Source organism: Pontibacter anaerobius (assembly GCF_026241195.1).
GTDB classification, from domain to species: Bacteria; Bacteroidota; Bacteroidia; order Cytophagales; family Hymenobacteraceae; genus Pontibacter; species Pontibacter anaerobius.
Genome location: NZ_JAPFQO010000003.1, coordinates 446651 through 457418 on the forward strand (window position 1 = coordinate 446651; position 10768 = coordinate 457418).

Here is a 10768-nt window from a genome sequence, read left to right on the forward strand (position 1 = left end):
GAAACCTTGCTATCAGCTGCTGCTAACCTTATTCCCCGGTCTTCACGTTACGAATAGACAGGTCCGCGCCGGGGCGTGCCTGCAGTACACCAGATTGTATGATAGTATCGCCTGGCTCAATGCCTTCCAGTATCTGGATCAGTTTCTCGGAGCGCTGCCCGATCTTCACCATCTTCGGCACGGCTTTCTCGTCTTTCACCAGGAACACCTTGTGGCCCTCGGCCTCCGGTATGATGGACTCCGTCGGGATCAGGATGGCTTCTTCAACCTCCTTCAGTCCTAATGATATTCTTACGAAAGCGCCGGGCTTTACCTCCTCGTTTTTATTGTCGAAAAGGGCGCGCACCTGCAGGGTGCGTGTGGCGGGGTCTATGTTCGGCTGGATGGCGTAAATGCGGGCCTGGTGTTCCTGCGGGCTGCCTTCCGCTGTAAACGTGATCATGTCGCCTTCTTTTACCATCTGGCTGTAGCGGCCAGGTATGGCAAAATCTATCTTCACCGGGCTCACATCCACGATGCGGGCAATGGGTGTGGTGGCGGTAACGTAGCTGCCTTCGCTTACCTGGCGCAGGCCGATCACCCCATCAAAGGGCGCGCGGATATAGGCTTTGGCAAGGGTGGCCTTCAGGGCCTGTATGTCGGCGGTGGCAGTGGCCAGTTGGTTACTTACCTGGTCGTACTCCTGCCTGCTGATATACTCTTTCTCCAGCAGGGTGCGCTGGCGCTCCTCCATGTCGCGGTACAGCTTTTGGTTAGACTGCAGCTTCTGTAGCTGCGCCTGCATTTCGGCGGCGTTTACCGTGAGCAGTAGCTGCCCTTTGCGCACGCGGCTGCCCTCTTCAAAGTTTATACCTGTTACACGGCCGGATATCTCGCTGCGCAGCTCCACGTCCTCGTTTGGCAGCACAGTGCCTGTCGATACAATCCTGTTCTGGTAGGCAGTCGGCGAGACCACGTATACATCCACGGCTACTTTCTGTGCCATGGGGCCACCGGCATCAGCCATTTTCACTGGCTCAGCAGCAAACTGCTTGTAAGCAAAGTAACCTACTGCCGCAACGGCTACAAGAATCAGGATAGTTTTTAAAGTTTTGTTCATTTGTGTTTTAACACAGGTTTAGTTTAGCGTTGCCCGTTATACTTTCAAAATCAGTTCCAATAGTTTCGAAGTATAATGCAGCATTAAATATACATCCAATATTGCCTACTATAAAAGTTGCCGTATCTTAAACTCTACAAACAGGCACTATTAAAAGACAAACAACGATACCGAAGGTTTAAACAGAGGAGACTGAAATGGCAAAAAAAGATAGCAAGGAGAATTTCTTCCAGAATGTGTACGAGGTCGTGCAGCTGATACCGGCTGGCCGGGTAACCTCTTATGGCGCTATTGCCAGTTATTTAGGGGCAAAAGGCTCAGCCAGAATGGTGGGCTGGGCCCTGATCGCCTCGCACCCGATGACGAACATTCCGGCGCACCGGGTCGTGAACCGGGTCGGCATGCTTACCGGCAGTCAGTATTTCGATACACCCAACGCCATGCAGGAGCGGCTGGAGCAGGAGGGGGTGCGTGTGGAGAAAGGCCAGGTAGTGGAGTTCGATAGGCTGTTCTGGGATCCGTCGAAGGAACTGCTGTGACAGCGATTTTTACCTTAGAAGTAAGATTTAGCCAGTAGGGTAACCCTGAAAAGAAAGTATGGGGGCTGAGGGGCGCTTACAATGGTTTACCAACAACGGCTAAAGTATACTTATACTTTGTAAGGCAAATCAACCGCCTCAAGTATAATTTAATGCAATTCGTTCAACAGGTCCTCCAGGTCGAGGGGCTTTGTGTACATTTCCAGGGAGCCGTCCGGCTTTTGAGGCCACTGGGCCTTGGGCCTGTCCCAGTAAAGTTCCACGCCGTTATGATCGGGGTCATTGAGGTACAGCGCTTCCGAAACACCATGGTCCGACGCGCCGGTTAAAGGGTAATGCGCATCCCTTAACCGCTGCAAAATGGTGGCAAGGTCTTTCCGGGTGGGGTAGAGGATGGCCGTATGAAACAAGCCTACAGAGTTTCGGGCTGCCGGTGTGGCGTTTTTGCTGTACCACACATTCAGCCCTATATGGTGGTGGTAACCTCCAGCCGAAATAAAGACTGCCTCCTCGCCATACGTTGTAGTGACCTCAAACCCGAGCAAGCCGCAGTAAAAGTCAACCGAGCGCTGTATGTCCGATACTTTTAAGTGTACATGCCCTATGTGGGCTTCCTGTGGTATTTTATACTTTGTCTGCGTACTCATCCTGCGGCTCCTTCTTTTTTGTCTGTTTTATACTTGTGTACGATACCATAAAGTATAAGGCGGTGGCCATGATAAGTTTATAAAGCACCAGTAAGTACAGCAGGCTGGCATTACAGCGATTTTTTACTTTTCAGGTGGTAGTACGCCATGCTATCAGCCAAAAGATACATAGGATTGGAAATTGGTTGAATACTGAAATGATTGAATGGGCCCTGATAATAGGCATTGGCTTTTATCTTGTTTTTGCTTCACCTACTCTATACCAGCTTCTGTCATCATTTCTCCTCCATAGCTGGCCTGCTCACGCTTTACACCTATAGTTAAGTATAAATGCGAAGAACTATATAGCATTGTATAGTAGCTTTTTATATATTTAGGAGGGGGGTGGTCCGGGAGAAGAACTCATGCTATGAACCTTGTTTGAATTTCCCGAACAGTGAAAGGCCATCTCATCTTTAAAATCACGGTCTGAGAAGGTGATCTAAAATCCACCTAAACTTAAAAGACGCAAGTATAACAGCGCTACAAAAATGAAGCACCAGCTCGTAACAATAGCTGATCTTTGCCTGGATATTTTGTTTACCGCTGATGTGGTGCCAAAGTATGGACAGGTAGAGCAGTTCGTGAATGACTACCATGTAGACCTTGGCGGGTCCGCAGCCATATTTGCCTCTCAGTTCGCCAAACTGGGTGGAAACCCGGCTTTGTTCGGGGTAGTGGGCACGGATACTTTTGGAGATATACTGACCCTTAAACTGCACGAGTCGGGCATTATGACTGACTATCTGGTAAAAGACACCGAAACGAAAACTGCCGTTGGTCTGGGCTTGGCTAAGGGGGACGACCGCGCGATGCTAACATACAAGGGCACCATGCAAAGCGTAACGCCTGAGCGTATCCGCAAGGCAGGTATACTTCGTGAGGCAAAGCATATCCACATCGCCAGCTTTTACCTGCTCGACCAACTTCATGAGCTGTGGGAGCAGGAGCTCAAAAGCCTGAAGCAAAATGGGGTAACTGTTTCTTTAGACACGAACTGGGCACCGGAGGGCAACTGGCAGGCAGTGCACAGCATCCTGGGTTATGTCGATGTTTTCATCCCTAACGAAGAAGAAGCCTTGTTGATCTCCGGGCAGCCAACCTGCGACCTTGCCGGCGAGTGGCTAAGTACAAAATGCGGCTTGGTGGTGATTAAGAGAGGGGCAGCGGGAGCAAGCGTGTATCAAAACAAAGAAGCTGTACATTTTCAGGTACCCAGTGCGCTGACGAAGCATCTTGAAATTGCTGATACAACCGGGGCCGGAGATAATTTTGCAGCAGGCTTTGTATACGCCTGGCTAAACCAAAACAGTATTGCCGAAAGCGTTAACCTTGCCATGCGCTGTGGCACAACTAGTCTGTCAAAAATTGGCGGTATTGCCGGACAATATGTACCTTAAGGTCAGTAATATAAATTAGGAGCAATACGCGCTATGGAAAATGAATTTGATGCCATTGTAGTTGGTTCCGGTATATCGGGTGGTTGGGCAGCGAAAGAACTTTGCGAACAGGGCCTCAAAACCCTGGTGTTGGAGCGGGGAAGAAACGTGGAGCACCTCAAGGACTACCCGACAGCCACGAAGGCTCCATGGGAGCTGGAGCATAGGGGATGGGTAACCCAGGACTTCTATGAGAAGAACCCTTTGATCACAAAAGCAGCCGGGTTTGGCGAAGACACAGCGCATTTCTTCATTAAGGATGCAGACCACCCCTATGTGCAGAAAAAACCTTTTGTCTGGATACGCGGCTACCAGGTCGGCGGGAAATCGCTGATCTGGGGGCGCGCCTGCCAGCGGTGGAGCGACTATGAATTTAAGGCTCCTGCCAAGTATGGCTATGGCATCGGGTGGCCCATCGGTTACAATGACATCGCTCCCTGGTACTCGCATGTGGAGAAGTTTATAGGAGTTTGCGGCAACAAGGATGGAGTTGAGGCTATGCCGGATGGTGAGTTTCTGCCGCCGTTTGAGCTTAGCTGCGTGGAGCAGCACATGAAGCAGAAGTTACAGGAGCACTATCCGGACAGGCATTTGGTACAGGGCCGTTGGGCACATCTCAGCCAGCCGCAGCCTGTACATTTGGAACAGGGCAGAGGCAAATGCTTAAGCCGGAACCTGTGCATGCGCGGTTGCCCTTACGGGGGATACTTCTCCTCCAACTCCTCCACCTTGCCCTGGGCCAGCAAAACCGAAAACCTCACGGTAAGGCCTTTTTCGGTGGTGCATTCCGTGGTTTATGACGAGGCAACTGGCAAAGCATCAGGCGTGAAAGTGATCGATGCCAACACCAAAGAGGAGATCATCTACAAGGCCAGGGTTATCTTCCTGAATGCCTCGGCCCTGAACAGTACGCTTATACTTCTAAACTCCAAATCGGAGCGCTTCCCCAACGGCCTGGGCAACGACCATGATATCCTGGGCAGGTACGTGGGCTTCCATCTGTACCGCGGCTGGGCGAACGGCAGAATGCCAGGTTTTGAGGACAAGTACGTGTATGGCCGCAACCCCACCGAATGCATCATAGCCAATTACAGAAACCTGAAACAGCGGGATACCGATTTTGTGGGCGGCTACACCATTTTTACGGGCGGCTATAGAAGCAGGGCCTCCGAAGTGCCTGAGGATGAGCCACAGCTGGGAGGGGAGTACAAGGATAAGCTCTCAGTGCCGGGCAGCTGGCACGTGTACATGTACATGCAAGGCGAAACCATACCCAAGGCCTCGAACCGGGTCACGCTGAGCCCCGACAAGACCGACCAGTGGGGCATTCCACTGCTGGTTACCGATGTTGGTTACGACGAGAACGACGAAAAGATGGTGCAGGATTTTCTGACGGAAAGCAGAAGTATGATGGAGAAAATGGGTTGCACCGACATTCAGACAGTCGATAACAAACAGGCACCAGGGTTGGACATACACGAAATGGGCGGCGCACGCATGGGGCTCGATCCCCAAACCTCCATACTTAATGCCTATAACCAGGTGCATACTTGCCCGAACGTTTTCGTTACCGATGGGGCCTGCATGACAAGCACGGGCAATCAAAGCCCATCCATTTTATACATGGCGCTAACCGCCAGGGCAGCTACGTATGCTGTGGAACAATTAAAAACCGGAAAATTTTAACATCAGATATCTATGGAAAAGAAAGTAGGCGTAGGCCTGATCGGGTCGCAGTTCATTTCAACGATTCATGCAGAGGCATTAAAGCGAGTGGCAGATGCCGAAATTTTGGCGGTTATGTCACCTACCCCCGGCAATGCCAAAAGTTTTGCGGAGAAGTTCAACATCCCGAACCACTTTACTGACCTGGAGGAGATGCTGGCCATGGATGAACTGGACATGATCGTGATCGGCGCACCGAACTACCTGCACTGCGATATCACCCTGAAAATAGCCGAGGCTGGCAAGCATGTGGTGGTGGAAAAACCGCTCTGCATGAACCTGGAAGAAGCCGACCGCATGATCGAGGCCTGCAAAAAGGCCAACGTGAAACTGATGTATGCCGAAGAACTCTGCTTCACACCAAAGTATGTGCGCCTGAAGGGGCTGCTGGACGAAGGCGCGTTGGGCAGGCCGGTGTTGTTTAAACAACTTGAAAAGCACGATGGGCCGCATTCCGACCATTTCTGGGATGTGGAGCGGTCTGGCGGCGGCGTGACCATGGACATGGGTTGCCACGGCATACAGTTTTTCCGGTGGCTGCACCCGGGCGTGCCCATCAAATCGGTGTATGCGCAGATGAGCACCACCGTACACCAGGCCAAAACCAAGGGCGACGACAATGCCATCGTGATCATGGAGTTTGAGGATGGCGTGGTGGCCATGATGGAGGAAAGCTGGACGAAGCTCGGCGGCATGGACGACAGGGCCGAGATACACGGCTCGGAAGGCGTGGCCTACGCCGATGTGCTGCAGGGCAACTCCATACTTACGTATAGCAACAAGGGCGTAGGGTATGCTGTGGAGAAGGCAGGCAATACGGTGGGCTGGAGCTTTACGATGTATGAGGAAATGTGGAACTACGGTTTTCCGCAGGAGTTTGAGCACTTTGTGGACTGCGTGAAAAACGACAAGCAGCCGCTGGTAACCGGCGAGGACGGCAAGGCTGTGCTGGAGGTGATCTTTGCCGCTTATGAGTCGGCCGGAACGGGAAGAAAAGTGGAGCTGCCGTTTAAGACCGATGCCGAGAAACCCATCCGGCTCTGGAAAAAATAAGTTGAAGTAAAAGTATAAAAAGCCTTGCCTTTAGCTGCTGCAGAATACCATGGCTGTGAGCAAGGGCAGGCTTTTTTTAAAACAAGCTAGTACAGCTCCATGAACATCCAGCACTTTAAAGACTACGAGGCCATGAGCCTTGCGGCGGCAGAGATGGTTTATACTTCCGTGCAGGCTAAGCCCGACCTGCTGCTTTGTGCGGCAACGGGTAACTCACCCACAGGCTTATATTTGCAGCTGCAGAAGTGTAACTCTGAAAGAAGTGAGGACTTCAGCAAAATGCGTGTGCTGAAGCTGGATGAGTGGGGCGGCTTGAGTTCAGAACACCCAGCCACTTGCGAGCACTACTTGCAGCAACACCTTATTCAGCCGCTAAGTATAAGCAGCTCGCGTTACTTTGGGTTTAATGCCGACACGAAGAACCCCGAACAGGAGTGTAAGCGGGTGCAAACAGAACTGGATGCGAACGGCCCCATTGATATCTGTATCCTGGGAATAGGCGTGAACGGCCATTTGGGCCTTAACGAACCCGCGGAGCAGTTAACGGAGCATTGCCATGTGGCACAGCTGGCGGACACTACCTTAAACCACACCATGGTAGCCGGTCTGGAAGCCAAACCTAAGTATGGCATGACTTTGGGAATGCAGGCTATCCTGGCCTCCCGGCACATTATTCTCTTGATTTCAGGCGCCGGCAAGGAAAAGGCAACGCAGCAGTTGCTTTCCGGCGAGATCACAAATGCGTACCCGGCCACACACCTTTGGAAGCACCCGAAGGTAGATTGTTTGGTGGTGGGGTAGGGACAAGTATTGTTCTGTAGCTCTACCAATTGCAAACTCCCGCATTTAAAGCGAAATTGCCGCAAAACCAGTAACAGATGAAGATTAAACTCATTGTAATAAGCAAAACCGACGAGAAGTTTCTGGACGAGGGGATAGAGAAGTACCTGAAGCGGTTGAAGCACTACCACTCGGTGGAGTTTGTCATCATCCCGGACGTTAAGCAAGGGGGTAAACTTGCACCGGACAAACTGAAAGAGGCAGAAGGAAAACTGATCCTTCAGAAGCTGCAGGACGGCGACCACCTCATCCTCCTCGACGAGAAAGGCAAGTCCTTCACCTCCTCCGAGTTCGCCACTTTTCTTCAGAAGAAGCTGAACGCCGTGACCACTAACCTGGTGTTTGCGGTGGGCGGTGCCTTTGGTTTCTCGCCGGAAGTATACGCCCGGGCCAACGACAAGATCTCCCTCTCCAAAATGACCTTCACCCACCAGATGGTACGCATGTTCTTTTTCGAGCAGCTATACCGGGGCTTCACGATCCTGAGAGGGGAGAAGTACCATAATGATTGAGGAGATAGGCTAATTATCCTGCTGTTTCGGTCATCCGTGTCCAAAACTCTCCTGATACGGACATCCTTGTCCGCGTAAATAGTAACACGGGGGACAAGGATGTCCCCGGCAGAGTGCTTCCGGACTTGGAAGTCCGGAGGAGCTTAGTAAAAGTGCGAGTTACTTAGCTGTAAGTATAAATCCAGCTAGTTTCTTAAAATCTTCTCAATAGCCTTCCCTTTCGCCAGTTCATCGATCAGTTTATCAAGTTGCCGAATTTTCTGCATCAACGGATGTGCGATTTCCTCTACGCGATAGCCACAGATCACACCGGTAATCTTAGAGGCATTGGGATGCATTTGCGGAGCCTGGGCAAAGAAGGTCTCAAAATCCGCTTTACTATCTATCTGCTGCTGCAAAGAGGTTTGGTCATACCCGGTTAGCCAGCAAATAAGCGTGTCTACTTCCGCCTTTGTGCGGCCTTTCTTCTCTGCCTTTTGGATGTAGTGCGGGTACACACCTGCAAATGACATTTTAAACACTCTTTCGTTTTGCATGGGTTTTGAGGTGGTTAGAGGGGAGGTGTTTCGTGTGAAAAAAGTTTTTAAATGAACGTGTTGGGCTATGAGGCGGCACAGCTGCCTTATAGGTGTTGTTGTACGCTGATGTTTTATTCTGTATTTGATAGGCTATCCAGCAGTTGAAATTTGTGAGGCGGAATATACTCCCAAGTATGTCTCCTGTCTTTAAGTGTATAGCTGTAAGTAACATCATTAATTCTGACACCAGTGCTGTCGTAGGAAAATGTGATTGGGTCAGCATTCGGGATGACGATACCACCTATGTAAACATGGCTTTTGTCTACAGCAATACAAAACTTCTTCGGACCTGTCAATACTTTTAAGCTCCTTACATCCGCAACGGTAATTATTTCTCCACTATAATAAACAGCATTTTCGTCTAAGGCATAGTCTCTTTCGAGGTATTTGAAAGAGGAGGGCTGGGCGCCCTCCACAACATATTCGGCGCAAATCATGGTAGCACAGTTTGTATAATGATCGCTCATGAGTAATATAGGATAGTAAACAGCATTCATGTCTTTAGCATAACCTGAACCTGGGTATACCTGGAAGGAACCGACGTCTACTCCACTCATTGACTCATCTCCGCATGGAGTACCACCACAGTAAATTTTGCCATTCTTCCTATAATAACCGTCCATTGCTTGATCTTCTTGGAGTGCTATCCAGTCTGATGCAGTATTAGTGGTCTGTGATTCAGGAGCCACTTTAGTTTGAAATGAGTGGATTTTGTTGGTGCCACAGCTGCAAATCAACAGCAATACAGCTATAAAATTTATTGTGAAGCTTATTTTCATAGTAATATTTGAGGTACAACGGTGAGTGCATGCGTAATGGTGGATTTTGGAGCTTATCACTATCGAACCGAGATGGTGTTGATGCGAGCCACATACTTTGATATTTTCTGCTTTTCCCGCCATTACGTATGACACATTGTTATGTGCTGGCATTTTATCTTGAATAGTATTACAATTCCACCAAATCCTGTTGTCTCGTTCTCTTTTGATACACTAAGTCATTCAAACCAATTATCTTACAGCCTTTACTTTCATAATATTGTATCATATCTGGAATTTGCTTTTTACTCCAACTGGTAATGCCATCGGATAAGACAGTGACTTCGTAATTTGCCTTGCGTAAATTAAAACACGTTGATTTAACACAAATAGTAGCATCTCCTCCTACTATAAAAAATTCACTAACTTCATTTTTACTAATAAAGTCTGCAAACTCCTCATTGGTTAATGCACTTCCTTTGTTCTTTGTGAAAACATTTTTTGATACTATTTTCAAGTCTGTTGCTAATTCAGACCCGAATGTACCGGGTTTGAAGTTCTTTGAACCGGCTGATAAATTTTCATGCTTTATATAGATAACATGAATATTATTATTGACTGCCCAGTCAACGGCATTGTTTATATTGTCAATTACCTCTTTGTAGTTCTTTGGTGTATCATTTTGAATATCTATTATTAACAATGCTTTGCTCATTTTCTTTACTTTTTGTGTCCTTATTGGACGGTTTATATTAAAGGTTATATTCTGCTTTTATTTCCTTTTTACACTGTCGCTTGCTTGCACATAACGGTACTCGTACAGGCTAAGAATGAGGCGTAGACGAATTTGAAGCCTGTGCCGTGTTGGTGGCAGTCATATACATTTCTTTCAGGTCTTCTTCTATCTTTCTCCAAAGCTCATCAAGTATATTTCTTGGCAGGATCCAGCCTTTGAGATCCTGAATCAACTCAGCCAGTTCTTTGTCAGTTATTGAGGCATTTTCAACAAATAAGGTAAGTCCAGGATAAATAAAAAAATTCAGGTTAGCTGGCTCAAACGCTTTCCTTCCTCCAAACTTGTTTTCATAAGCAGGAAAACCTGCAAAGTGCTGAAGAACAGAATTCACTGTCTGTTGGTCATTAGTTTCTATATAACCCTTGAAAAACCTGCTGTTGGAAGTGCCATAGACAATCTTTGTTTTGCTTTCCCACCCGTTTAGCTTTACTATCTTTCCGTCATATGCCTCTATTTCCTCGTCCTCAATTCCATTGGTGTACACTACCCAGGCAGGTGGTAAGCTTTCTTTTTTGACAGGCTCGTAGTCACTATAGTAACCTTGGGTTATCGAACTCATTTTTTTATACTTCTTGATTACCATCAACGGCTTTGCTATGAGGTGGCGCAGCTACCTTATAGGTTTGGTGTGCGCCCAGTATGGGCACCTGATACGAAAGGTATCATATTATTCCAGAGGGTGCAAGTCCCTTACAGGCGAGTTGGTGAAGCCTGTTAGCAAGCCGCAAGCTGGCTGGCCGTGA

12 protein-coding genes are annotated in these 10768 nt (G+C 48.8%); 6 read left to right on the plus strand and 6 right to left on the minus strand.

The window, feature by feature from the left end; genetic code table 11:
• Window positions 1–28: 28 nt before the first annotated feature.
• Window positions 29–1099: an efflux RND transporter periplasmic adaptor subunit gene (locus OO017_RS07420; RefSeq protein ID WP_266051828.1), complete on the minus strand. Its 1071-nt coding sequence runs from the start codon at window positions 1097–1099 to the stop codon at window positions 29–31.
• A gap of 197 nt (window positions 1100–1296) precedes the next feature.
• On the opposite strand from OO017_RS07420, the gene OO017_RS07425 reads away from it, so the two are divergent.
• Entirely contained in the window at window positions 1297–1638 is a 342-nt protein-coding gene (locus OO017_RS07425; RefSeq protein WP_266051829.1) for an MGMT family protein, read from the plus strand.
• A gap of 149 nt (window positions 1639–1787) precedes the next feature.
• Here the strand turns inward: OO017_RS07425 and OO017_RS07430 are convergent, their stop codons facing one another.
• On the minus strand, window positions 1788–2285 hold the full coding sequence (locus tag OO017_RS07430; protein ID WP_266051830.1) for a VOC family protein: 498 nt from the start codon (window positions 2283–2285) through the stop codon (window positions 1788–1790).
• A 530-nt stretch (window positions 2286–2815) separates the two neighbouring features.
• Between OO017_RS07430 and OO017_RS07435 the strand changes: the two genes are divergently transcribed.
• The 5 genes from OO017_RS07435 to rlmH all read left to right on the plus strand — a co-directional run bounded on the left by OO017_RS07435 (window position 2816) and on the right by rlmH (window position 7893).
• A complete protein-coding gene (locus OO017_RS07435; RefSeq protein ID WP_266051831.1) occupies window positions 2816–3724 on the plus strand; it encodes a carbohydrate kinase family protein in 909 nt (302 codons plus the stop codon).
• A gap of 33 nt (window positions 3725–3757) precedes the next feature.
• Complete coding sequence (locus OO017_RS07440) at window positions 3758–5449, plus strand: GMC oxidoreductase (protein ID WP_266051832.1); 1692 nt, start codon at window positions 3758–3760, stop codon at window positions 5447–5449.
• A 12-nt stretch (window positions 5450–5461) separates the two neighbouring features.
• A complete protein-coding gene (locus tag OO017_RS07445) occupies window positions 5462–6541 on the plus strand; it encodes a Gfo/Idh/MocA family protein (RefSeq protein ID WP_266051833.1) in 1080 nt (359 codons plus the stop codon).
• A gap of 99 nt (window positions 6542–6640) precedes the next feature.
• Window positions 6641–7342, plus strand: coding sequence for a galactosamine-6-phosphate isomerase (locus OO017_RS07450; RefSeq protein ID WP_266051834.1), 702 nt, complete (start codon window positions 6641–6643; stop codon window positions 7340–7342).
• A 77-nt stretch (window positions 7343–7419) separates the two neighbouring features.
• A complete protein-coding gene (rlmH, locus tag OO017_RS07455; protein ID WP_266051835.1) occupies window positions 7420–7893 on the plus strand; it encodes a 23S rRNA (pseudouridine(1915)-N(3))-methyltransferase RlmH in 474 nt (157 codons plus the stop codon).
• Between the two features lie 185 nt (window positions 7894–8078).
• On the opposite strand, the gene OO017_RS07460 is transcribed toward rlmH, so the two are convergent.
• The 4 genes from OO017_RS07460 to OO017_RS07475 form a co-directional block, all read right to left on the minus strand.
• Window positions 8079–8429 (minus strand): DUF2200 domain-containing protein, encoded by a 351-nt coding sequence (locus tag OO017_RS07460; protein WP_266051836.1) that lies wholly within the window; start codon window positions 8427–8429, stop codon window positions 8079–8081.
• Between the two features lie 113 nt (window positions 8430–8542).
• Window positions 8543–9250 carry a DKNYY domain-containing protein gene (locus OO017_RS07465; protein ID WP_266051837.1) on the minus strand — a complete coding sequence of 236 codons (708 nt, stop codon included), beginning with the start codon at window positions 9248–9250 and terminating at the stop codon, window positions 8543–8545.
• Between the two features lie 169 nt (window positions 9251–9419).
• Window positions 9420–9944: a cysteine hydrolase family protein gene (locus OO017_RS07470; RefSeq protein WP_266051838.1), complete on the minus strand. Its 525-nt coding sequence runs from the start codon at window positions 9942–9944 to the stop codon at window positions 9420–9422.
• A 109-nt stretch (window positions 9945–10053) separates the two neighbouring features.
• Window positions 10054–10608 carry a hypothetical protein gene (locus OO017_RS07475; protein WP_266051839.1) on the minus strand — a complete coding sequence of 185 codons (555 nt, stop codon included), beginning with the start codon at window positions 10606–10608 and terminating at the stop codon, window positions 10054–10056.
• Window positions 10609–10768: the final 160 nt, after the last annotated feature.